The following is a 22,822-nucleotide window of genomic DNA, read 5'->3' as shown; positions in this document are numbered from 1 at the left end:
TTCGCGTCGGAAGCAATTGGTATACCACAACGGTATACCATTCCGACGGTGTCCCCGCTAGAGTTGGTGGCCGTGACCGAGACGACCGATGCAACCCCGGTGTCGCAGACGGCCCAGCTCTACGACAACCTCCGTGCGGCGATCCTGACGCTCGACATCGCGCCGGGGGAGCGCATCTCGGAGCGCGGTCTCGAAGCACGGTTCCACGCCTCGCGGACCCCCGTCCGTGCCGCGCTGTCGCGGCTCGAGCGCGAGGGGCTCATCCTGCACGAGGGGCGCTCGTGGACGGTCACCCCGATCGACCTCGACGAGATCGCCTCGCTCGCCGAACTCCGCGGCGTGCTCGAACCCGCCGCAGCCCGACTCGCGGTCGAGCGGGCGAGTGCCGAACAGCTCGCCGAAGTCCGCGGGCACCTCGACACCCTGCGTCCGACGCCCGACCAGCAGGCCGGCATCCGGATGGGGTCGACGTTCCACCTCGACCTGGCCGCGCTCGGCGGCAACCGGTTCATCACCGACGCGATCGCCGACGCCCTGACCCGGCTCGAGCGCACCCGGTGGATCGAGGTGCGCACACCCGAGGCCCGCGACGCCGCGTGGGACGAGCACAGCGCGATCATCGACGCCGTGCGTGACGGTGACGCCGACCGCGCGGCCGACCTCGTCGCCGCGCACGTCGCCGGCACGAACGACCGGTTGCTCGGCTGGATCGCGCAGGAACGCCGGCGCCTGCGCGGTGCTGGCATGACGATCGTCGGCGCGACCGAGCGCTGACGGCACGCACGTGTCGTGACGCGGTCCGTGCCGTGGACGCGGGCGTCTCGAGACGCGACCCGACAGGAGCTGCCGAGCCGCGCCTCCTGGCCGAGGCCTGGTCGACGCCGGACGCGACCCGTTACGGGCGGTCCGGGCGTTCCTCTGCCGCGTCGAGCTGGTCGAACGTCGAGCCGCCGCTGCCGTCGGTGCGGTCGAGCAGCGCGTCGCGCACCTCGGCCTCGTCGTGGCTCGCGCGGTTGGCCAGCTTGCTTCCGGATCGTGTCGCCTGTGACATGTCGGTGTCCTTCCCCTGTGTGTGGGCATCGTGGTGAGCGCGGGCATCCTGCCCGCCGGTGCGCTTCCTCACGGGACGTACTGAGGTCGCAACAGTGTGACGCGCTCGCTTCCGTCGCCGCAAGGCCCCTGCGTCACATGTGGAAAAGTGCCGGGGAGGAGCATGCCTAGGATGGTGCGGCCGCGCCGCAACGGTGCGACCCAGCGGACGTCGGACGGGAGGCACGGCTTGGCTGCACCGCGCACCGCACCTCCCACGGTCTACGACGTGGCCAGTGCCGCGAACGTCTCGATCGCGACCGTCTCGCGCGTGCTCCGCACGCCGGACGCCGTCCGCGAGGGCACCCGGGACCGCGTCCAGGCGGCGATCCGCAGCCTCGGCTACGTCCCCTCCGGCAACGCCCGCGCCCTCGCCGGCAAGCGCACCGGCGTCGTCGGACTGCTGCTGCCCGGGTTCGACGTGGTGCCCGACGAGCGGCCGGACCTCGTCACCGACGGCGGCGTCCGCGTGGTCGACGACCGGCGGCACGTGACGCAGCCGTTCTCGTCCAACCTGTACTTCGACGAGGTCCTGCGCGGCGCCGAGACCGAGGCCTGGCAGCGCGGCCTCGCGCTCATGGTCGCCGCCGGTCGGGGGTCGTCGCGCGACGTGATCGTCAACGACGTCGCCGGCCGGGTGGACGGCCTCGCGGTGCTCGCGCAGACCGTCCCGGACGACCTGCTCGAGCACGTCGCCCGTCGGATCCCGGTCGTGGTGCTCGCCGACGACCGGCGGTCGCACGGCTTCGACTCGGTGAGCGTCGACAACACGGCCGGCATGCGGACGCTCGCGTCGCACGTGATCGGGCGGCTCGGCATCCGGTCGCTCGCGTACGTCGCGGGTCCGATCGACTCACCGGACGACATGGAGCGCTCGACGGGCTTCCGGTCGGCGTTGGCGGACCACGGGGTGCCGGCGTCGTCGGTCCGAGTGGTGCACGGCGACTTCGGCCGGGCGCGGGCGCGGGAACTGGCGGAGACGTTGCTGGCCGCCGACGTGCCCCGGGCCGTCGTCTGCTCGAACGACCAGTCGGCGCTCGGGGTGCTCGACGCCGCCGCCGCACGGGGTCTCCGCGTGCCCGAGGACGTCGTCGTCACCGGGTTCGATGGCATCGACGCCGGGCGGTTCTCGTCGCCGCGGCTCACGACGGTGCACCAGCCGATGGGTGAGCTCGGGCGTGCGGCGGTGCGGGCGATCGTCGACCGGCTGGACCGACGCGAGGGGCCGCCGCGTGCCGTCCGGCTGCCGGTCGAGGTGCTGCTGCGCGAGAGCTGCCCGCCGGCGCTGTAGGGCGCGCTGGGTCCGCACCGTGCCGCCTTGCTCATCCCGTGCGACGTTGCTTGCCTGGTGCCAGCCTGCAGCGGCGCACGGAGCGGGCAATCTCGCACCGGTTGACGGAACGGGCACCGTGCGGCGCCCGCAACCTCGCACCCGCCGACCGAGCGCGCACCGTGCCGCCCCGGCACGGAACCCCGGTGTTGCGCTGCGCGATGTAAGCGCATACATTGACCCAGTACCGATTCGACACGGAGGTCGACCGAGCAATGACGCTTCCCCCACAGCGCAACGGCACCCGACGACGCGGACGACTCGTCGCGGCGATCGCCGGGCTCGCAGCAGTGGCCCTCATGGCCACGGGCTGCAGCATCCAGGTCCGGTCCGAGCCCGATCCCACGATCGGCAAGGACACGATGCTCATCAACGCGGACCGCGGCAACCCGCTGTTCGACCGCAACTTCAACCCGTACATCGCGAACGCCCGCACGGCCTCCAAGTGGATGTACGAGCCGCTCATCGAGATCAACCCGCTCGACGGCAAGGGCACCCCGTGGCTGGCCAGCAAGTGGAGCCAGCCCGACGCGAAGACGATCGACATGACGATCCGCCAGGGCGTCGAGTGGTCCGACGGCTCGCCGTTCTCGGCGAAGGACGTCGTCTTCACCTTCGACCTGCTCAAGAAGTTCCCGGCGATGGACGTCAAGGGCGCCTGGCAGCACATCGAGCGCATCGAGCAGGACGGCGACCAGGTCGTCTTCCACCTCAAGAGCGAGGACGTCCCGAGCCTCAACATCATCGGTGCGACGTACATCCTCGGCGAGCAGCACTGGGGCGGGGTGAAGGACCCGACCACGTGGCGGGACCCGAACCCGGTCGGCACCGGTCCGTTCGTCCTCGGCAACTACACCGACCAGCAGTACTCGATGAACAAGAACCCGACGTACTGGCAAGCCGACAAGATCGCCATCAAGCACCTCATCCTGCCGGCGACGAACACGCAGCTCGACACCGTCACCCGCGGCTACGACTGGGCGTACTCGTTCATCTCCGACGTCAAGGGCACCTGGGGCGCCGCGTCGAAGACGAACCAGTGGTGGTTCCCGGCCGGCGGTGTGATCGGCCTCATCCCCAACCTGACGAAGGCGCCGTACAACGACGTCAACGTCCGCAAGGGCATCTCGCTCGCGCTGAACCGTGACGACATCGCCGAGACCGCGTCCGAGGGCAACCTGTCCGCCGCGGGCCAGACCGGCCTGATCCTGCCGAACCAGGAGCAGTACCTCAACCCGGACATCCCCGACCAGGGCATGATCACGCAGGACGTCGACGCCGCGAAGCGCGAACTCGCGAAGTCCGGCTACACCGAGCAGGGCGGCAAGATCATGAAGGACGGCAAGCAGCTGTCCATCAACATCATGACCGCGAACGGCTACTCGGACTGGCTCCGCGCCGCGCAGGAGGTCCGCCGCTCCCTGACGGCCATCGGCATCAAGGTGACGATCCAGGCCCCGCAGCCCGCCGGCTACCAGCAGAACATCAACAACGGCACCTTCGACATGGCGATGGGCGGCATGGGCAACGGCGACGTCTACCAGGCGTTCAACTCCCTGCTCAGCAGCGACTTCTACCAGCCGGTCGGCAAGTCGACGGTGAACAACTACGAGCGCTACAAGAACGCCGACACCCAGAAGCTCCTCGACGAGTACAAGGCGACGACGGACCCCGCGAAGCAGCAGGAGATCCTGAACCAGCTGCAGGAGATCGTCTACAACGACCTGCCCGTCATCGGCATGTACTACGGCGGGCTCTGGGGCCTGTTCAACACCGGCAAGTTCGTCGGGTGGCCCACCGCGAAGGACCCGTACATGGCACCGCAGAACTACGACTCCGCGCCGCTGCTCATCTTCACGAAGCTCCGGCTCCGTGACAGCGCAGCCGGCAAGCAGATCCTGCAGGAGCAGAAGCCGCAGGGGGACCAGAAGTGAAGTACATCCTGCAGAAACTCGTCCTGTTCGTCCTGACCCTCTGGGCCGCGGTCACGCTGAACTTCCTGCTCCCGCGCCTGATGCCCGGCAGCCCGGCCGACGCCGCGCTCGCGAAGCTCAGCCAGAACGGTCCGGTCACCGACGCCACCAAGAAGGCCATCGAAGCCCAGCTCGGCGTCCCCACCGGCAACCTGTGGGACCAGTACGTCAGCTACCTGCACCAGGTCATCACCCTCGACTTCGGCACGAGCTACACGTTCTACCCGCAGCCCGTCGGTGACCTCGTCGCGAAGGCCCTGCCGTACACGCTGATCCTGGTCGGCGTCGTCACGATCCTCGCGTTCGTGCTCGGCACCCTCATCGGTGTCGCAGCGGCGTGGAAGCGCGGCACCTGGCTCGACTCGCTCCCGACGCTGTCGGGCTCGTTCATGTCGACGTTCCCGTACTTCTGGACCGCCCTGCTCCTGCTGTTCTTCCTCGGCTACGTGCTGCACTGGTTCCCGACGACGGGCGCCTACTCGGCGACCACCACCCCGGGGCTCAACGGAGCGTTCGCAGCCGACGCCCTGCAGCACGCTGTGCTGCCCGCGGTGACGATCCTGGTGACGAGCCTCGGCGGCTGGATCATCGGCATGCGCAACGCGATGATCAACACCCTCGGTGACGACTACGTGACGTTCGCCGAGGCAAACGGCCTCCGCGGACGCACCGTCGCCATCCGCTACGCGGCCCGCAACGCGATCCTGCCGAACCTGACCGGCTTCGGTCTGGCACTCGGTGGCGTGGTCGGCGGTTCGGTCCTGGTCGAGCAGGTCTTCGGCTACCCCGGCATCGGCTACCTGCTGTTCAACGCCGTCATCGGCCAGGACTACCCGCTCATGCAGGCCCTCTTCCTGATGATCACCGTGTCGGTGCTCATCGCCAACTTCATCGTGGACGTCATGTACGGCGTCCTGGACCCGAGGACGCGTCGATGACCAACACCACCACTCCGGACGCCACAGTCGCAGTCCGCACGCAAGAAGAAGAACAGCACGCCCCGAGCAAGCTCCGCGCAGCCGCCCGCCAGTTCGGCGTGGTCTGGTCGAACTCGAAGGCCCGGATCGGCATCATCATCCTCGGGGTGTTCGTGCTGGTCGCGATCTTCGCGCCGCTCCTGGCCCCGTACGGCGCCAGCCAGAACGGGTTCGCCCGCTCCGCCGACGCGACCGCCGACCACTGGATGGGCACCACCGCCGCCGGCGAGGACGTCCTGTCCCAGATCATCTACGGCGCACGGATCTCCGTGATGGTCGGCGCGGTGGCGGGCATCCTGTCCACGCTCGTCGCCGTCGCGATCGGCCTCAGCTGGGGTTACGTCCGCGGGTGGATCGGCGAGGTCATCGGCTTCGTCGTGAACCTGTTCCTGGTCATCCCGGGTCTGCCCCTGATGATCGTCATCGCCGCGTACCTGCAGAACGGCGGGATCGCCGTCATCATCGCGGTGATCGTCGTCACCGGCTGGGCCTGGGGCGCTCGCGTCCTGCGGAGCCAGACGCAGTCCCTGCGCGGCCGTGACTTCGTGACGGCGGCGCAGTTCTCCGGTGACGGTGCGACCCGCATCGTGTTCCGCGAGATCCTGCCGAACATGACCTCGCTCATCGTCGGCTCGTTCTTCGGGGCGGCCACGAGCGCGATCCTGGCCGAGGCCGGCCTCGAGTTCCTCGGGCTCGGCGACTCGTCGATCGTCAGCTGGGGCACGATCCTCTACTGGGCGCAGAACTCCAACGCACTGCTCACCGGCCAGTGGATCCTGCTCTTCGCCCCCGGCCTCTGCATCGCGCTGCTCGCGATGAGCCTCACCCTGATCAACTTCGGCGTCGACGCCGTCTCCAACCCGCGGCTGCGCGAGGGCGCGCGTCGTCCCAAGGGAGCCAAGAATGCCTGAATCCACCCTGGAGGCCCGTGCCGGGTCCGCCCCGCAGGCTGCGGACGTCCTGCTCGACGTCCGCGACCTGTCGGTCGTCTACGAGTCGGCCGGCCAGACGGCCGTCCAGGCGGTCGACCACGTGTCGTTCCAGCTTCGGAAGGGCGAGTTCGTCGGCCTGGTCGGCGAGTCCGGTTCGGGCAAGTCGACGCTCGGCTACGCGCTGACACGGCTGCAGAAGCCGCCGGCGCGCACGAACGGCGGCAGCATCGTCTTCAACGGCCACGACATCCGCGACCTCGACGAGGAAGCACTCCGCCAGCAGCGCCAGGGCGGTTTCGCCATGGTGCTGCAGTCCGGAATGAACGCACTGAACCCGGTGCGCACCGTCCGGAACCACTTCATCGACATCTTCAACGCGCACGGCCACGTGTCGCGCGACCGCTGGGACGCCCGGATGAAGGAGCTCATCGAGAAGGTGAAGCTGCCGACGTCGATGCTCGCCCGGTTCCCGGGGGAGCTCTCCGGCGGCATGCGGCAGCGCGTCTCGATCGCCCTGGCGTTGTCGCTCGAACCGCAGCTCATGGTGTTCGACGAGCCGACCACGGCGCTCGACGTGCTCGTGCAGCACGCCGTCATGGACACGATCATCGAGCTGCAGCAGTCCGAGGGCTTCACGGCCATCCTGATCAGCCACGACCTCGGCATCGTGCTCGAGGCCACCGAGCGCGTGCTCGTGATGCACGAGGGCCGCATCGTCGAGGACGGTGGCTCGAAGGAGCTCCTGCGCAACCCGCAGGACGCGTACACGCAGATGCTGCTCTCGCACTACGCCGACCCACGGGCCGAGGTCGTGTCCCTGCCCGGGTTCCCGGACCGGTCGCAGCGCGCGACGTCGGGCGAGAAGCGGCAGGAGGCGACGTCGTCGTTCAGCACCGTCGGCTCGCGTGAGCGCTCGGCGGCGAAGAACCCGATCGTCGTCTCGAACATCGTGAAGACGTACCCGGCTCCGCGCCGCGGCGAGCAGCCCGTGCGGGCGGTGCGCGACGTGTCGTTCACCCTCGAGCCGGGGCAGTCGCTCGCCCTGGTCGGCCAGTCCGGATCCGGCAAGTCGACGATCGCGAAGCTGCTGACCGGGGTCGAGAAGCCGACGACCGGTACCGTCCGGTTCGGCGACCTCGACGTCGCGCGGCTGGGCAAGCGCGGTCTGCGCGACCTCCGGTCCGAGGTGCAGATGGTCTTCCAGGACCCGTACGCGGCGCTCAACCCACTGCACACCGTGGAGTACACGCTGTCCCGCCCGATCGCGAACTACACGGACCTGACGGGCAAGGACGCGCGGCACCGCGTGCTCGAGCTCCTCGAGACCGTGGGGCTGACCCCGGTCGAGCAGTTCGCGCAGAAGCTCCCGCACCAGCTCTCCGGCGGACAGCGGCAGCGCGTCGTCATCGCCAGGGCACTCGCATCCGACCCGCAGGTGATCATCGCCGACGAGCCGGTCTCGATGCTCGACGTGACCCTGCGCGCCGGCGTGCTCGCCCTGCTCGAGGACCTGCGCGAGCAGTGGGGCGTCTCGCTCCTCTACATCACGCACGACCTGCTCAGCGCACGGCTCATCACCGACGACATCATGGTGCTCCACGAGGGCGCCGTGGTCGAGCGCGGGCACACGGCCGAGGTGCTGCAGAACCCGCAGGACCCGTACACGATCGCCCTCCTCGACGCCGTGCCGAACCCCCGTCGGGCACTGGCGGAGGGGCGGCTGTGACCACGCTCCACGACTTCCCGGCGGTGCCGGCGTTCGGCCACCTGCCGACACCGGACGGCGTGGACGTCGTCGGGATCGACCTGCCGGTCGGACGGCTCACCGCGTACCGGATCGTGCCGTCCGGCCCCTCGAAGGGCACGGTCCTCGTCGTCCCGGGCTACACCGGTTCGAAGGAGGACTGGCGGACGTTCCTGCCGATCCTCCGCGACGCCGGGTGGTCAGCGGTGGCGATCAGTCGCCGCGGACAGGCGGACTCGGCGGCACCGGACGACCGCACGGCCTACTCGCTCGAGCACGAGGCCGCGGACGTCGTCCGCGTCGCTGAGCTGCTCGACGACGGGGCACCGGTCCACCTCATCGGCCACTCGCTCGGCGGTGTGATCGTCCGCGCCGCGGCGATCGCATCCCCGACGTCGTTCCGCGACGTGACGTTGTTCTGCTCCGGCCCGCACGGCTGGCAGTACCGGAAGGCCGCCGAGAAGACCATCGTCGCCGACACGTGCTCCAACCGCGCGCTGTTCGACGCGCAGAACCCGCTCTGGGCCGGCCGTCCCGACGCGGAGCTGCCCGACGACGTCCGGATGGTCCGCGAACGCTTCGACCACACGAGCGTGCTCAGCGTGCTCGCCGGCGCGGCGATCCTCGAGGACCGCGCCGACACCACCGACGCCCTGCGTGCGACCGGACTGCCGGTCCTCGTCGCGCACGGCGTCTGGGACGGCGCATGGCCGATCCCGTGGCAGGCGGACATGGCCGAGCGGCTCGCCGCCGAGTACGCCGTCATCGCCGAGAGCTACCACGGCCCCCAGGTCGAGAACCCGCTCGGGACGGTCGCCGTCTTCGACACGTTCATGAGCAAGCACTGACACGAACGCCCACTGAAAGGACCCCGTCATCACCACGCTCGACTTCCCGAAGGGCTTCCTCTGGGGCGCCGCCACCGCTGCGCACCAGATCGAGGGCAACAACATCAACTCGAACTGGTGGGTGCACGAGCACGAGCCGGACACCACCATCGTCGAACCCTCCGGCGACGCCGCGGACAGCTACCACCGCTACCGCGACGACATCCGGATCGCTGCCGAGCTCGGCCTGAACTCGTACCGCTTCAGCATCGAGTGGGCGCGCATCGAGCCGGAGCGCGGGTTCGTCAGCCGCGCCGAGATCGACCACTACCGCCGCATGGTCGAGACGTGCCACGAGTTCGGCATCGAACCGATCGTCACGCTCATGCACTTCACGGTGCCGCGCTGGTTCGAGCGCGACGGCTTCTGGCGCGCCCCCGACGCCGCCGACCTGTTCGCCCGGTACACGGAAGCGGCGCTCCCCGTGGTGTCCGACGGCGTCCGGTACGTCTGCACGATCAACGAGCCGAACATCGCGGCGATGCTCGCCGGCGGCGAGGACGCGTCGAACCTCGTGGCCTACGGCCTGCCGAACCCGGACCTCGGCGTCGCCGACGCCCTGCTGGCCAGCCACAAGCGGTCGCGCGAGGTGCTGGGACAGGTGTCGGGCCTCCAGTCCGGGTGGACCATCGCGACCCAGGCCTTCAGGTCCAACGGCGAGCCCGGCGCGGACGCGATGCTCCGCGAGTACGGGTACCCGCGCGACGACTGGTACCTCGAGAACGCTGCCGGCGACGACTTCCTCGGCGTGCAGGCGTACACCCGGACCTTCATCGGCGCTTCCGGTCCGTTGCCCGTGGCGGACGACGTCGAGACGACCCTGACCGGCTGGGAGTTCTACCCGGAGGCCTCGGCCGACGGGCTGCGCAGCGCGTGGGAGCTCTCCGGCGGCGTCCCGCTGATGATCACCGAGAACGGCATCGCCACCGCCGACGACACCCGTCGGCAGGCGTACACGCAGGGTGCCCTCGAGGGGATCCACCGCTGCATCGAGGACGGCATCGAGGTCCTCGGCTACCAGCACTGGTCGCTCCTCGACAACTACGAGTGGGCGTCGGGCTTCCGACCGACCTTCGGCCTGGTGTCGTGGGACCCGGAGACGTTCGAGCGCACGCCGAAGGACTCGGCTCGCTGGTACGGGAAGGTCGCCCAGGCGAACGCGATCGAGACGACGGAGTAGTCCGCCTGCTCGTTCAGCTGCCCGAGTAGTAGTGCGCCAACTGCTCCGCGACCGCACGGTCGCGGAGCAGTTCTGCGCGCGCGGTGGCGGTCGAGCCCTCGTCGTCCTCGGCGTTCACGTCGACGTCGAGTGCGAGCACCGACCGCACGGTGTCCAGGTCACCGGAGTCGACTGCGGCGATCAGCAGGGACGCGCCCCGTGAGCCGAGCGCCCTGGTGTCCGCACCCGCGGCGGCGAGCGAACGCACGATCGCGGCGTGGCCACCCCATGCGGCGCGGACGATCGGGGTGTTGCCGTCGCCGTCCCGGGCCTCCAGGTCGGCGCCCGCAGCCACGAGCACGTCGATCGCCCGACGTGCGTCGCGGTCGATCGCCAGCGTCAGCGGCGTCCGCCCCTCGGCGTCCGTGAGCTGCAGCGACGCCCCGCGGTGGAGGAGCTCCTCGAGCATCTCGGGCCGGTCGAACCACGCGGCGGCGTGCAGCGGGGCGAAGCCCCAACGCGGGTCGACGTCGTCGACGTCGCTCGCGTCGTCGGCCAGGTGCAGCCCGCCCAGGTCGCCGTACGCGGCGGCACGCACCACCTCGGTGGCGTACTCGACCCAGCCATCGGGCACCGGGCCGTGCCACCCACGGGCCGGCCGAGCGTCGAGCTCCGTGTAGACGGACTCGGGGACGCTCCGGATCGCGACCCGGACGCCGCGGAAGCGGATCGCCACCTCGCCGACGGGGGACACGAGCAGGCGGAGCTCCCACTGGTCGAGCTCGTGCAGGTACTCCAACTCGCCGCGCACCACGTGGGCGTCGCCGGCGAGCAGCGCCGCGGGGTCGGTCCCCGGGGGATCGACGACCGCGTCCCGAAGGCGGAGGGTGACCCTGGCGTGGTTCCAGCGGCGCCACAGGCCGTCCGGGGTGTCGAGCACCTCGTCGTTGCGGACGATGACCTCGGTGTGCACGACCACGGGGTCGGGGACGCCGTGGCCCGGCAGGTCCACGGTCGTCGCGGTGTCGTCGTCATCGTCGTCGTCCGGGTGCTCGAGGTCCGGGTGCTCGACGTCCCAGCGCGCGATGCGGGAGTCCGTCCACTTGACGGTGAGGAGTGCGGCGACGGCCGGGGGAGCGTCCTCGAGCACCCGGGCGACGTGTTCCCGCTGTCCGTCGAAGTCCTCGAGGGAGACGTAGCCCACGGACGGCCAGTTCACTCGACTCCATCGCACGGGTCGACACTAGTTCACGGCTGACCGGCTGCCGTGTCGAGCGCTCGCTGGCCGGAGGAACGCGGGCGCAACGCCCACTTCCGGAAGCGGTCCGCGGGCTGCTCCACCGCGATGCCGAACAGGGCACCGATCCCCACCGCGACCACGAGGATGCCGAGGCGACCGCTCACCCCGCCCAGGTGCGGCGTCAGGATCGCCAGGACGACGAGGTGCCACAGGTACAGCGAGTACGAGGCGCGGGCCCCGTACCACGCGAGCGGACGGACGCTCAGGACGCGGGCGGGCAGGGTCTCGACCGTCCCGAGGCCGGCGATGAAGCACGCTGCAGCAGCCCCCGAGAGCGGCAGCGCACCGATGATGAGGAGCGGATCGGACTTCCATCCCGGGTGGAACGCCGCGGCGATGGCGAGCAGGGCGATGAGGCCACCCCACGTCGCGGCCCGTGCTGCTCGACTGCCCCAGCGACCCGTGGCCCGCAGCCGGTCCAGCACCAGTGCTCCGAGACACCCCGAGGCGAGCGACGACATGCTGATCGGCGGGGAGTAGTAGACGGCCGCAGGGGCAGCATCGACGCCCGGGACGAAGAAGGGCGCGCACAACGCCGGGCCCACGACGATGAAGAGCAGCAGCGCCACCACGAGGGCACGTCGCCCCAGACGCCAGCCGATGAGCACGGCGAACAGCACGGGCCACAGCACGTAGAACTGCTCCTCTGCGGACAGGCTCCACAGGGGATCGAGGACGCCCTGGCGGATGCCGAAGAACGCCCGCGCGATGTTGGTCGTCCACGTCAGGGCGAGTGTCGCGGCGACGCCGAGGTCCTCGACGGATCGGTTGAACCCGCCGACGACCGGCCACAGCACGGACACCCCGATGACCAGCACGACCACCGGCGGTGCGATCCGCAGGAAGCGGTTCAGGACGAAGCGGGGGAGACGGACCCTGCCGTGCTTGCGGACCTCGGCGAGGAGCAGGCTCGTGATGAGCGTTCCGGACATCGCGTAGAAGACCGGGAGCGCCACGACCGCACCGTGGATCCCCGGGGCTCCGAGGTGGTACGCCGTGATGAGCAACGCCAGGAACGCTCGCAGCCCGTCGAGGGCGGTGATGCGTTGGGTGAGTCTCGTCGCATGAGCCGGGATGTCCATCGAAGCAGTCTCACCAGACGGACCGGCTCCCCACGAGTTATTCACATGTGAAATGTAAACTCCACACTGTCGACTCGACGAAACATCGATGTTAATATTTCACGTATGGATATCGTGTCGGACCGGCTGCGCGTGATCGTCGTCTCGCAGTACTACCCACCGGAGACGCACGGCGCACTACCCGACTCCCTTGCACGAGAACTCGCTCGGCGGGGACACGACGTCCGGGTCGTCACGAGCTTCCCCAACCACCCCTACGGCCGCGTGTTCCCCGGTTGGCGACAACGACTCCGACACCTCGAGCGCGACCGGGGGATCGCGATCCGCCGCGTCCCGATGGTGCCGGACCACTCGGGCCGGGCACTCCGGCGGATCCTCGCGTACGTGAGCTTCGGTGTGTCGGTCCTCGCAGCCACCCGGTTCGTCCGGGGTTCCGACGTCGTCTACGTCTACTGTGCCCAACCCACGGCGGCCGTCGCCCCGATGCTCTGGCGTCGTCTGCTCGGCATCCCGTTCGTCCTGCACGTGCAGGACATCTGGCCCGAGTCCGTCACGGGTTCCGACATGCTCCCGTCGGGCGTCGTCACGAAGGCGGTCCGCGCGGTGCTCCTGCGGGCCCTGCGGGTCCTGCACGGCGCCGCAGCGGGTGTCGTCGCGATCTCGCCCGGCGCTGCGCAGCTGCTGATCGACCGTGGCGCCGACCCCGACCGCACGTCGGTCTGCCGCAACTGGGGTCGTCCCGACGCGGTCGCCGACCGTTCCGCGGTGACGCAGGCACCCGGCACCCACGTCGTCTACGCGGGGACCATCGGCCCCAACCAGGGCCTCGATGCCGTCGTCATCGCGGCAGCCCGGTGCGCAGACCTCCCCGACCTGTCCTTCACCTTCGTCGGCGACGGCATCGCCCTCGACGCCCTCCGTGCCCTCGCCGCCCGTGCGGGCGCGCACGACATCGTCTTCCGTCCTCCGGTCGCACCGGACGACATGCCCTCGGTGCACGCCAGCGCCGACTTCGAGATCGTCGCCCTGCGAGACGTCGCCATGTCCGCCGTCACCATCCCGTCGAAGCTGCAGGACGCCATGGCCCACGGTGTCCCGGTCATCGCCGCGGTGCCCGGTGACGCAGCCGACCTGGTCGCGTCCAGCGGTGCCGGGTTCGTCGTCACCCCCGAGGACGTCGACGAGCTCGAAGCCGCGTTCCGTGCGGCGCACGCGACCGACGCCGGCGAACGTGCGCGGCTCAGCAGCCGTGCGCGGACGACGGCTGAACGGACGATGCACGTCGACGCCGCCACAGACCACCTGGAACACGTCCTCCGAAAGGCAGCAGCATGACCACCCGAACCGTCCCCGATCAGATCGCCCGCCGTCCGTGGGACCCGTGGAAGCGCGGGTTCGACCTGGTCGCCGCTGTCCTGCTGCTCGTCGTGCTGTCGCCGCTGCTCCTGGTGGTCGCACTCCTCATCCGGCTCGACGACGGCGGTCCTGCGCTCTACCGGCAGACCCGGCCAGGGCGCTCCGGGCACGGCTTCGAGATCCTGAAGTTCCGGTCGATGCGCTCCGACGAGACGCTCGAGCGGATCGGCGCCGACGCCGACCACCAGCGCATCACGCCGCTCGGCAGGGTCCTCCGCGCGACGAGCATCGACGAACTCCCGAACCTCGTCAACGTGGTGCGGGGTGAGATGAGCATCGTCGGGCCCCGACCGCACCTGATGTCGTACCTGGAGCTCTACTCCGATCACCAGTCCCGGCGCCACGAGGTGCGACCCGGCATCACCGGCCTGGCGCAGGTCCGCGGCCGCAACGCCGTCGACTGGGCGACACGCCTCGACCACGACGTCGAGTACGTCGACCAGCGGTCGCTCGTCCTCGACCTCCGGATCCTCCTCGCGACCGTCGGCACGGTCCTCGGCCGTCGTGGCGTCTCCGCTCCCGGCCACGCCACCATGGCGCTGTTCGAGGGCAACCACGGGACCGCCTCGGTGCCGCTCGTGCAGGAACCCGTCGGAGCGCGCTGAACGGAGCACACCCCCCCCCGATGAACGAACCAGCCCGGTGCCGACACGGCACCGGGCTGGTTCGTTCTCCGCGCCGTTCGACGGCCGGACGTCAGGACCGCGACCGACGGACGAGGTCGAACACGTGGGGTGCGCCCGCGGCGGTCGCCCGCCAGGCGTCGTAGCCGTCGGCTGCCGCGGCCGACCGCGCTTCGAGATCCGCCTGGTCGCGGTCCGCCCACGTCCGGAACGCCTCGCCCCACCCGTCGTCGTCCACCACGCTCCCACCACCGGCTCGCACGCGATCGGTCCAGGGGGTCGTCGCCGGGAGCAGGACGGGCCGTGCGGCAGCGAGTGCCTCGGCGATCGTGTGTCCGAAGTTCTCGCCGGCGGTCGCGGTGGCCATGGCGTGCGCGTGGGTGAGCGCCTCCATCGCGGCATCGTGCGACAGTGAGCCGCGGAACTCGACCGTCACGTCGTCGGGCAGGGCTGCGGCGGCCGCTCGGCACCGGCGCGCGTACGCCGCGTCGTCGTCGGGACCGACGACGACCAGCCGGACGGGACGACCGACGTCCGCCAGTGCCTCGATGAGCAGGTGTGTGCGCTTCTTGGGACTGATCCGACCCAGGGTGACGAGTTCGAGCCGCGAGGAACGCGGCACGGGTGCTCGTTCGGCCCGTTCGGGCAGCGACGTCTCGTTCTCCCGAACCACCACGTCGGCGCCGTCTCCCACGACCGAGCGGATGTGTGCTGCCTCGAGCGCGGTCGAGGCGTGCCACACGACCCCCGAGAAGAGGCGCGTGGAGGCTGCGAGCGCCAGGAAGACCGCCTTCTTCGGGCGTTTCACCGCGAGTGCCCCCGCGTCGAACTCGCCACGGGGCGCGAGCAGCGTGCACGCGGGCCGCGCCAGGCCGAGCCGCCGGAGCATGAGCGGCAGCACGGCGAAGCGGGCGTCGAAGACGCTGTTGAGGTAGAGGACGTCAGGGGCCGGACGGCGGCGGATCGCCGACGCCAACCGCACCAGGCCGGGTAGGCCGCGCGTGTCGACGTAGTGGACACGGCGGTCGCCGTCGCGGACCGGACCGACCGGTACGGCGAGACGCTCGTGGTGGCCCCGGTCGCGGTCGCGGGTGACGACCGTCACCGACACGTCCGCAGGCGCTGCGCGGGTCAGTGCCTCCAGGGTGCGGATCGGGCCGCCGCCGTCGACCGCGGGGGCGAAGTACGGTGCGAGGACGCGGACCGTGGTCACCGTGCGTCACCGCCCGCGACGGCTTCGAGCAGGGTGCGCCACTGGTGTTCGGCGACGGGCAGGGCGAAGCGCTCGAGGACGTGGCGCCGTGCGGCCTCACCGCGTTCGACCGCCAGCGGCACGTTCTGCACGCTGTCCGCCAGCGCAGCAGCCAGGTCGTCGACCAGGCCGGGGCCGAAGGGGATGACCTGTCCGGCCTCCGCAGGCACTGCGTACGAGGCTCCGCGGGTGGCAGTCGTCACGACGGGGAGCCCACTGGCCATCGCCTCGAGGAAGACCACGCCGAGTCCCTCCTCGCGGCTCGCCAGGGCGAACACCGACGTTGCGCGCAGCAGTTCGGCGAGCTCGGCGTCGGAGGGCGACTCGATCACCCGCACGTGCTCGTCGAGGTGCAGTTCGGTGATCAACGTGCGGTGTTCCGTCGGCAGGTCGTGTCGGCCCGCGAGGACGAGCGGGTTCTCGAGTCCGTGCCGCGTGCGGGCCAGGGCGTAGGCGCGGAGGAGCGTCGGCACGTCCTTGCGCGCGTCGTTGAGGCGGCTCACCATCGTGATCGGTCCGTCTGCGGCCCAGCGGTCGGCCGGGCGGAAGTGGTCCGTGTCGACCCCGGTCGGCAGCAGGTGCACCGGACGCGGAGTGAGTTCGCGGAGGCGTGCTGCCATCGTGTCGTTGAGCGTGACGACCGCGTCCGGCAACTGCAGGGCCGCCCGGTCGAGGCGCGCGGTCGACGTCGTGGCCCGGCGGAGCAGCAGCCCGCGGAGACCCCGGGCCTCGGCGAGCCGGCCGGCGCGCTCCTCTTCGACGAGGGTCGCGACCTTGAGCACCCAGGGGACGGTGACGTCCCGCATCGCGGCGCCGATGGCCGGCGTGCCCGCGACGACGACCGCCGCGTCACACCCGTTCACCAGCTCGGACAGCGCACGCCGGGGGCGGTACCGGTTCGCCTCGAACTCGGGCATCGAGGTACCGACGTCCCAGACCTCGGGGTCGGAGCCGGGTCGGCGCTGCGCGACCGGACCACGCACGAGGCTGCCCGGGCGGAACACCGACCGGTGCTCGGCTGCTCGGTGGTACATGCGGGGCGCGACGATCCGGACGCGCCAGCGCTCGTCGGCCGGTACCTCCGGCCCGCTGACCGCGCCGACGACGAAGTCGGCGACGGCGGCCAGACCACCGCCGCGTGCCTCGGGGGTTCGGTACTCGGGGACGACGAGAGCGAGTGTGCGCATGGTGCGGGGTCCTTCAGTCGGAGGTCGGGAGCAGAACGGGGCGCGGCGCGAGTGTGGCGAGGCTGATCCACCAGATGACCGCGCTGCCGGCCGTGACCGCAGCGGCGGCGACGACGACGGCGCCGACACCCGACGGCGCGACGAGCAGGACGAGCGGGATCCGGACGAACGCGGTGGTGCACCGCAGGGCGAGGATCCTGCGACCGGCGCCGAGCGCACGGTGCGCGGACTCCGGAACCGCGGCCACGAGCTGGGCGAAGAGCTCGATCGCCGTCCAGACGAGGATCGGGGCGACGAGCGGCCACGTGGCGCCGAGCAGGGCGACACCGAGTCGTTCGGGGACCACGGCGAGCAGCACGAGGGCCGGTGCTGCGACGGCACAGAGCTTCGTCGTGTCGCCGAGCAACCCGCGGATGCCGCCGCCGCCGTCGAGGCGGCGGACCGCGTGGGGGATGAGGACCGCACGAGCCGCGGTCAACCCCACGGTGACGGGGCCGGCGAGCGTGCCGGCACCGCGCAGCGCCGCTGCGACGGGGAGCCCGCCGATCGCGGTGGCGATCCAGGTGACGACCTGGACGACCCCGCTGCCGATCATGGTGTCGCCCCCGAAGGCGAGACTCCGCGGGGTCGGGACCGGTGTGTCGTGCCACCGCGGCCGGAGCGTCGACTTCGTGACCGTCGACACTGCGTACCCGAGCAGGGCGCCGGTGCCCGCCCAGACCGCGAACGCCGTCACGCTGTCCCACACCCCGAGCAGCGTTCCGCCGAACGCGATCGTCGTCGATCCCAGGCCGACGAGTTCCGCGACGACCGCGACGGAGGCGGTCCCCCGTGCCAGCAGGACCGCGCGTACGGTGTCGCGCACGGCCAGTCCGTGGATCGCGAGGGCACCGATGGCGAGGTACTCGGAGCGGAGCAGGATCGCAGCGATGCCGAGGAGCACCGCACCGCCGACGCCGATCACCGACGCCCGCCCGGTCCGACGCAGGACGCCGGTGGCGCCCGAGGTCGCCGTCAGGGGATCTGCGACGGCGGACCGCGCGAGCGCCGTCACGAGCAGCACGGCTGCGACCGCGACGCCGTAGCGGCCCGTCTCGGCGACCGTCGAGGACCGCGCGACGGCGACGGCGACGAGCATGCCGGACGCACTCGAACAGCAGCTCACGATCAGTGCTGCCGACGCTCGAGCGCGGAACAGTCGGACCGGAGCGCGCTTCGCGGCCATCAGGCCGATCCCTGCGGCACCGGTCGTGGGGCATCCCGGAGCAGCTTCCCGACTCGCGCGGTGCGCGGTTCGCGGCTCGACCGGGCCCACAGGCGGAGGACGAGGAACACCGGGATCGCGGACACGGTCGTCTGCAGGAACATGATGAAGACGTCCGGCGGGGTGGCGACCCAGGACAACGGGCCGCCGATGATCAGCGTGAGGATGATCAACGCTGCGGGGCGTCGGGCGATGTCGTTCCACGGGCGGAGGCCGAGGATGACGACGGCGTGCACCGCGTAGATCAGGACGACGACGACCGTGCCCCAGAAGAACCACGACGTGGCCACCGACATGAAAGTCCACGAGGAGAACGATGCGCCGCCGAGGAACTCGTTGACGAGGTTGCCGGACGAGACGGCGGGACGGCCAGGGTCGAGGAAGCGGGGCACCAGTCCGTACCGGAGTGCGGAGAACAGGTCGGGTTGCCCCAGGTCGTGCCCGGGACCGTACTGCTCCGCCTTGACGATCTGCTCGTCGAACCGGAGCCGGTCCGTCGCCGACACGTCCTCGGCCACCGCGATGCCGTTCGCCTGGCGGAGCGTGTTGCGGATCTGGTAGACGGTCGGCCAGACGACCGCGACCGCGGCCACGCCACCGAGGATCCAACTCCGCGGGAGCAGTCGGGTCAGGAGGGCGACGGCGGCGAGCGTGACCAGGAACACCAGGGTCCGGGCGGTGATGTTGGTCACGTACGCGACGGCGGCCTGCGTCGCGACGAGCGCCACCAGCCACCGGACGAGGGTCCACCGGTCGATCCCGCCGAGGGCGTGTGCGGAGAAGAGCAGGGCCAGTGCGACCCACCCCCATGAGACGAACGGGCTCAGGAGTGTCAGGACACCGCTCGGGACGACTCCGGCCACCTGCGACGTCAGCGTGGTTCCGCCGAGGGTCACGAAGGCGAGGTTCGTGACGATCGAGACGACGGACACCGCACGCGCCACGACGCCCACACGGTCCCCGTGCCAGATCGAGGTCGTCGAGGTGGTGGCGGGCGCACCGGGAGCGCGCCGGCTTCGTCGCTCACTGAGGACGACGAGTGCGAACGAGAACTCGACCACGAAGGCGGCGCCGACCGCGAGCCCACCGGTGTAGATGATGAAGTCGGTCCCCGGGTTGTCGTTCCAGATCGCGAGCGGCAGGTACAGCAGGACGTACGGCGCCATGACCAGCGTCGTCGTCGGGAAGCGGCGGAACAGCCGGAGCGCCAGCGATGGCGGCTGCGCCGTCACGGCCGCCTCCGGATACCCAACGTCGCGTGGTGCGTGTGCGCCGTCCCCAGGATGAACGCGACCACACGCCGGGCCGTGTCGGTGATGGCGTAGTCTCCCGGGCCTCCCGTCCGGTCCGTCGTCTCGGCGACGCGCCGGGCGAAGGCGACCGCTTCGAGCACCGGCGCCGTCTGCACGCCGGCGGTGATCATCGAGCCGGCATCGAGGGCTTCCGGGCGCTCGATGCGGTCGCGCAGTGTGACCGCGGGGAAGCCGAGCATGACGGACTCCTCGCTGATCGTGCCCGAGTCGGAGAGGACGACGAACGCGGACCGCTGGAGTGCGTTGTAGTCGTGGAAGCCGAAGGGCTCGTGGAACCGGAGGCGGGGCCACGTCGACTCGTCGAGCCCGTTCAGCGATCGACGCGTCCGTGGGTGGGTCGACACGAGCACGGGGAGGTCGTGGGCGTCGCCGACCGCTTGGACGGCGGCGAGCAGCGCCATCAGGCGGTCCGGCTCGTCGACGTTCTCTTCGCGGTGCGCGCTCACGAGCACGTAGCCGTCCGCGGCGAGACCGAGCCGACTGAGGACGTCGCTCGCGATGATCGCGTCGGCGTGCTCGCCGAGGACCTCGCGCAGCGGCGACCCCGTGAGCAGGATCCGAGACGGGTGGATGCCCTCGGCGAGCAGGTTGCGGCGCGCGTGTTCCGTGTAGACGAGGTTGTAGTCGGCCAGGTGGTCGACCATCCGGCGGTTCGTCTCTTCCGGGATGTTCTCGTCGAACGACCGGTTGCCGGCCTCCATGTGGAACACCGGGATGCGCATCCGCTTCGCGATGAGGGCGGCGATGGCGCTGTTCGTGTCGCCGAGGACCAGGACGGCATCCGGGCGTTCGTCGCGGAGGACGCGCTCGATACGCATCAGGATGCCTCCGAGGACGGAGCCGAGCGACGACGTGTCGACGTCGAGGTGGTGGTCGGGGCGGCGGAGTCCGAGGTCCTCGAAGAAGACGTCGCTGAGCTGCCGGTCGTGGTTCTGCCCGGTGTGCACGAGGACGTGGTCACAGGTGGCGTCGAGCAGGTGGATGACGGAGGACAGGCGGATGATCTCCGGCCTGGTCCCGACCACGGTCAGCACCTTGGTGCGGCGGGCGTCTGCTGCGGGGGCGTTCATGCGCGGTCCTGGTGGGTGTCGGGGGCGGTCGGGTCGAACAGGTCGTTGGTCCAGAAGGCGGTGACGAGCGGCTCGTCGCCGGTGTTGGTGATGGCGTGGCTCCAGAGCGTGGGCATGTCGATCGCGACCGGGTGGTCCCCGTCGACGTCGAAGTGCCGACGGTCGTCGGTGAGCACGCGCCTGAGCGTGATCCGGGCACGCCCCGCGACGACGACGAAGCGCTCGACCTTCCGCCGGTGGAAGTGGTCCCCGCGCGTGACCCCTGGCTTGGTCGTCGAGATGCCGGTCTGGCCGGTCCCACCGTGGACCCGGACGAGTTCAGTGAACGCGCCGCGGTGGTCCTGCGCCGCGTGCAGCGGGTGGACCGGTCGGACGTCGAAGACGGCGGCTCGGTAGGTGTTGAACAGGTCGCGGTCGAACGGACTGCTGAGGTCGGGGACCTCTCCGAGGTCGTACACCGCGGCGAGTTCGTCCAGCCGGGCTGCGAGGGCCGGGATCGTCATGACCGTCCCGAGCTCGGCGAGCCGTGCGGGGGAGATCGTCCCGAGCAGGGCGTCCGCGACGTGCTGCGCGTGGACGAAGACGCGCTCGGCGTCGGAGTCGACGGGGATCGGCAGGCCACGTGCTCGTCGGTGGCAGAAGGTGGCAGTGACCGTGTTGTGGTCCGGGGCACCGTGTTCACCGAAGACGTTCTCGATCGGGAGGTCGAGGAACTCCGCGCCCCAGCGCTCGGCCGCGTCGGCGAGGACCGCGGAAGCGCCGGCCTTGCCGAGCCCGTAGGGCGTGTCGCGGAAGGCCTGCACGGATCCTGCGTGCACGACGCGCCTGGGTACGGCACCGGTGGCGTCGATCGCGTCGACGAAGCGACGAGCGAGCGCGATGTTGCCCTCGTGCAGGTCCTCGGTCGTCCCCCGGGTGATCCCGGCGACGTGGACGGCCCGGTCGATGGAGTCGACCTCGTCGAGCTGCACGTCCGGCTGACGGAGGTCGACGTCGTGCCAGGTCCCACCGGTGCTGTGGAGGACGGCGCGCAGGTGCCAGCCGACCAGCCCGGCGCGGCCGCTGATGACCTGGGTCACGCGGCGACCAGTCCGGTCCGACGGCCGGCGCGCTCGAGCTCCGTGCGGAACTCGGGCAGGCTGAGCAGGAGCGCTTCGACCCCGGCGACGTCGAGCCGCTCGACGGTGTGCGAGTCGTAGGCGATCCGCTCGGTCTGGGCCGGGTCGCCCTCTTCCATGTAGGCGGCGTAGTTGAGGTCGCGGACATCTGCCGGGATGCGGAAGTAGCCGCCCATGTCCTCGGCGCGGGACAGTTCTTCGCGGCTGGCGAGCGCCTCGGACAGCTTCTCGGCGTGCCGGGTCCCGATCACGCGGAACGGCTCCCCGCGGACGTCGAACAGGTTCGCGAGCGCACGGGCCAGGTCGCCGATCGTGCAGGACGCGGCCTTCTTCACGAAGAGGTCGCCCTGGTTGGCGTTGACGAACGCGTGCTCGACCAGGTCGACGGAGTCGTCGAGCGACATCATGAAGCGTGTCATCTCCGGATTGGTGATCGTGAGCGGGATCCCCTTGCGGATCTGGTCGACGAACAGCGGGATCACGGATCCTCGCGAGTACATGACGTTGCCGTAGCGCACGCAGGAGACGATCGTGCCGGCGTCCGGGTTGTTGAGTCCGTAGGACAGTGCGACCTTCTCCATGAGCGCCTTGCTGATGCCCATCGCGTTGACCGGGTAGACGGCCTTGTCGGTGCTGAGGCACACGACCGACTTGACCTCGGCGGCGACGGCCGCTGCCACGACGTTCTGGCTGCCGAGCACGTTCGTCCGGACCGCTTCGAGCGGGAAGAACTCGCAGGACGGCACCTGCTTCAGCGCCGCCGCGTGGAAGACGTGGTCGACGCCGCGCATCGCCCGGCCGACGCTCTCCGGCTCGCGGACGTCGCCGAGGTAGAACCGGGCGCGTGCGTCGCCGATCTCGTGCCGCATCTGGTCCTGCTTCGCTTCGTCCCGGCTGAGGATGCGGACCTCGCCGACGCCGCGTGCCAGCAGGCGCTTGGTGACGGTCTTCCCGAAGGAGCCGGTCCCGCCGGTCACGAGGACGCGGGAGCCGATGAGGGAGTCGGTGTGGGTCATGGTGTGGGCCTGTTCCTCTGCTTGGTGCGGTGCGGTGCGGTGCGTTCGTCTGGGGTGCGTGCCTGTCTGGAGGCGCGGTGCGGGTCCGCC

At 70.7% G+C, this 22,822-nt stretch carries 20 protein-coding genes; 10 read left to right on the top strand and 10 right to left on the bottom strand.

The genetic code is table 11. The annotated features are described in order from the left end of the window. Positions 1-72: 72 nt before the first annotated feature. The gene (locus ACVKXF_RS12640; RefSeq protein ID WP_260232923.1) at positions 73-774 is read left to right on the top strand and encodes a GntR family transcriptional regulator; all 702 of its coding nucleotides are present in this window, start codon (positions 73-75) and stop codon (positions 772-774) included. A 121-nt stretch (positions 775-895) separates the two neighbouring features. On the opposite strand, the gene ACVKXF_RS12635 is transcribed toward ACVKXF_RS12640, so the two are convergent. Next, positions 896-1,051, bottom strand: a complete 156-nt coding sequence (locus ACVKXF_RS12635) for a hypothetical protein (RefSeq protein WP_185021236.1) — start codon at positions 1,049-1,051, stop codon at positions 896-898. 267 nt (positions 1,052-1,318) lie between these two features. Between ACVKXF_RS12635 and ACVKXF_RS12630 the strand changes: the two genes are divergently transcribed. The 7 genes from ACVKXF_RS12630 (at position 1,319) to ACVKXF_RS12600 (ending at position 10,112) form a co-directional block, all read left to right on the top strand. Next, on the top strand, positions 1,319-2,380 hold the full coding sequence (locus tag ACVKXF_RS12630) for a LacI family DNA-binding transcriptional regulator (RefSeq protein WP_260232922.1): 1,062 nt from the start codon (positions 1,319-1,321) through the stop codon (positions 2,378-2,380). A 254-nt stretch (positions 2,381-2,634) separates the two neighbouring features. Then, entirely contained in the window at positions 2,635-4,353 is a 1,719-nt protein-coding gene (locus ACVKXF_RS12625; RefSeq protein ID WP_456795912.1) for an ABC transporter substrate-binding protein, read from the top strand. Beyond that, positions 4,350-5,330: an ABC transporter permease gene (locus tag ACVKXF_RS12620; RefSeq protein ID WP_123310534.1), complete on the top strand. Its 981-nt coding sequence runs from the start codon at positions 4,350-4,352 to the stop codon at positions 5,328-5,330. Before ACVKXF_RS12625 ends, ACVKXF_RS12620 begins: the two co-directional genes overlap by 4 nt. Continuing rightward, positions 5,327-6,280 carry an ABC transporter permease gene (locus tag ACVKXF_RS12615; RefSeq protein WP_340197472.1) on the top strand — a complete coding sequence of 318 codons (954 nt, stop codon included), beginning with the start codon at positions 5,327-5,329 and terminating at the stop codon, positions 6,278-6,280. The genes ACVKXF_RS12620 and ACVKXF_RS12615 overlap by 4 nt, the downstream gene beginning before the upstream one ends. Beyond that, a complete protein-coding gene (locus ACVKXF_RS12610) occupies positions 6,273-8,027 on the top strand; it encodes an ABC transporter ATP-binding protein (protein ID WP_456795911.1) in 1,755 nt (584 codons plus the stop codon). The genes ACVKXF_RS12615 and ACVKXF_RS12610 overlap by 8 nt, the downstream gene beginning before the upstream one ends. Beyond that, on the top strand, positions 8,024-8,893 hold the full coding sequence (locus tag ACVKXF_RS12605) for an alpha/beta fold hydrolase (protein WP_456795910.1): 870 nt from the start codon (positions 8,024-8,026) through the stop codon (positions 8,891-8,893). The genes ACVKXF_RS12610 and ACVKXF_RS12605 overlap by 4 nt, the downstream gene beginning before the upstream one ends. A gap of 28 nt (positions 8,894-8,921) precedes the next feature. Then, entirely contained in the window at positions 8,922-10,112 is a 1,191-nt protein-coding gene (locus tag ACVKXF_RS12600; RefSeq protein WP_456796044.1) for a glycoside hydrolase family 1 protein, read from the top strand. Between the two features lie 13 nt (positions 10,113-10,125). Here the strand turns inward: ACVKXF_RS12600 and ACVKXF_RS12595 are convergent, their stop codons facing one another. After that, positions 10,126-11,325: an ankyrin repeat domain-containing protein gene (locus ACVKXF_RS12595; RefSeq protein WP_340197475.1), complete on the bottom strand. Its 1,200-nt coding sequence runs from the start codon at positions 11,323-11,325 to the stop codon at positions 10,126-10,128. A gap of 14 nt (positions 11,326-11,339) precedes the next feature. Further along, the gene (locus ACVKXF_RS12590; RefSeq protein WP_456795909.1) at positions 11,340-12,473 is read right to left on the bottom strand and encodes an acyltransferase family protein; all 1,134 of its coding nucleotides are present in this window, start codon (positions 12,471-12,473) and stop codon (positions 11,340-11,342) included. 105 nt (positions 12,474-12,578) lie between these two features. Between ACVKXF_RS12590 and ACVKXF_RS12585 the strand changes: the two genes are divergently transcribed. Continuing rightward, positions 12,579-13,808 (top strand): glycosyltransferase family 4 protein, encoded by a 1,230-nt coding sequence (locus ACVKXF_RS12585; protein WP_456795908.1) that lies wholly within the window; start codon positions 12,579-12,581, stop codon positions 13,806-13,808. Continuing rightward, complete coding sequence (locus tag ACVKXF_RS12580; protein ID WP_456795907.1) at positions 13,805-14,494, top strand: sugar transferase; 690 nt, start codon at positions 13,805-13,807, stop codon at positions 14,492-14,494. Before ACVKXF_RS12585 ends, ACVKXF_RS12580 begins: the two co-directional genes overlap by 4 nt. A gap of 91 nt (positions 14,495-14,585) precedes the next feature. Here ACVKXF_RS12580 and ACVKXF_RS12575 read toward each other — a convergent pair whose 3' ends face one another. Genes ACVKXF_RS12575 through ACVKXF_RS12545 form a run of 7 tightly spaced genes read right to left on the bottom strand, consistent with a single transcriptional unit; the run spans position 14,586 to position 22,732 of the window. Continuing rightward, a complete protein-coding gene (locus ACVKXF_RS12575) occupies positions 14,586-15,725 on the bottom strand; it encodes a glycosyltransferase (protein WP_456795906.1) in 1,140 nt (379 codons plus the stop codon). After that, positions 15,722-16,951 carry a glycosyltransferase family 4 protein gene (locus ACVKXF_RS12570; RefSeq protein ID WP_456795905.1) on the bottom strand — a complete coding sequence of 410 codons (1,230 nt, stop codon included), beginning with the start codon at positions 16,949-16,951 and terminating at the stop codon, positions 15,722-15,724. The genes ACVKXF_RS12575 and ACVKXF_RS12570 overlap by 4 nt, the downstream gene beginning before the upstream one ends. 13 nt (positions 16,952-16,964) lie before the next feature. Further along, the gene (locus tag ACVKXF_RS12565; RefSeq protein ID WP_456795904.1) at positions 16,965-18,176 is read right to left on the bottom strand and encodes a hypothetical protein; all 1,212 of its coding nucleotides are present in this window, start codon (positions 18,174-18,176) and stop codon (positions 16,965-16,967) included. After that, entirely contained in the window at positions 18,176-19,447 is a 1,272-nt protein-coding gene (locus tag ACVKXF_RS12560; RefSeq protein WP_456795903.1) for a hypothetical protein, read from the bottom strand. The genes ACVKXF_RS12565 and ACVKXF_RS12560 overlap by 1 nt, the downstream gene beginning before the upstream one ends. Next, the gene (gene wecB / locus ACVKXF_RS12555; RefSeq protein ID WP_456795902.1) at positions 19,444-20,598 is read right to left on the bottom strand and encodes a non-hydrolyzing UDP-N-acetylglucosamine 2-epimerase; all 1,155 of its coding nucleotides are present in this window, start codon (positions 20,596-20,598) and stop codon (positions 19,444-19,446) included. Before wecB ends, ACVKXF_RS12560 begins: the two co-directional genes overlap by 4 nt. Next, positions 20,595-21,677, bottom strand: coding sequence for a polysaccharide biosynthesis C-terminal domain-containing protein (locus ACVKXF_RS12550; protein ID WP_456795901.1), 1,083 nt, complete (start codon positions 21,675-21,677; stop codon positions 20,595-20,597). Before ACVKXF_RS12550 ends, wecB begins: the two co-directional genes overlap by 4 nt. Beyond that, on the bottom strand, positions 21,674-22,732 hold the full coding sequence (locus ACVKXF_RS12545; RefSeq protein ID WP_456795900.1) for an SDR family NAD(P)-dependent oxidoreductase: 1,059 nt from the start codon (positions 22,730-22,732) through the stop codon (positions 21,674-21,676). Before ACVKXF_RS12545 ends, ACVKXF_RS12550 begins: the two co-directional genes overlap by 4 nt. Between the last annotated feature and the right edge of the window lie 90 nt (positions 22,733-22,822).

The organism is Curtobacterium sp. PvP017 (assembly GCF_054060195.1).
This window is presented reverse-complemented; position numbering and strand designations above follow the sequence as displayed.